The organism is Collinsella sp. Sow4_E3 (assembly GCF_052116285.1).
In the GTDB taxonomy this organism is placed as follows: Bacteria; Actinomycetota; Coriobacteriia; order Coriobacteriales; family Coriobacteriaceae; genus Collinsella.
In genome coordinates, this window is sequence record NZ_JBQKLJ010000099.1 from 1 (window position 1) to 550 (window position 550).

The window sequence follows — 550 nt, forward strand, 5'->3', positions numbered from 1 at the left end:
GGTAGCTATCCATGCTCAAGGGATTTCACCAGATACAGCTGAAGCAGCCAACTTAGCCAAATCAATGGGTACCCTGGTTGGTACTGTAGGTACTGTGCTTTTCTATGGTACAGCAACTCTTAACTTGGCTTGGCAGCATATTGGTTGGAAAGCTGTTGAAAAAGGCGACTTTAAAAAGCTCTATATGGTTGATTGGGGTCTACCTTGGATTTCTCACTTTATCTTCTCATTCTTACCAACTCTTATCATGTGTAAACTAGGTGCTTCTGCAGTAACAGCTATTCAAGATGCTTTGCCGATGGATGGCATTGCTATGAAAACCCTCTTTACAGTTGGGGCTCTTCTTCCCTGTGTAGGGATTGCTATTCTTTTAAAACAAATTGTTGATAAAGTAACAGACTTTGTCCCATTCTTTGTTGGTTTTACTTTAGCGGCATCACTTGGTCTTAATTTGGTAGCGTGTGCGGTTGTATCCTTGATTTTTGCCCTTCTTTTCTATGAAATTGACATGGCCAAAATTAAAAAAGCAACAGTTGGTGCAGATTTAGAC

The 550-nt window shown here is 40.5% G+C and carries 1 protein-coding gene; it reads left to right on the forward strand.

What is annotated here, in order from left to right; all coding sequences use genetic code 11:
• The coding region (locus tag ACTQ48_RS11450) for a PTS sugar transporter subunit IIC (protein WP_441571044.1) at positions 1–550 on the forward strand (550 nt) is incomplete at both ends.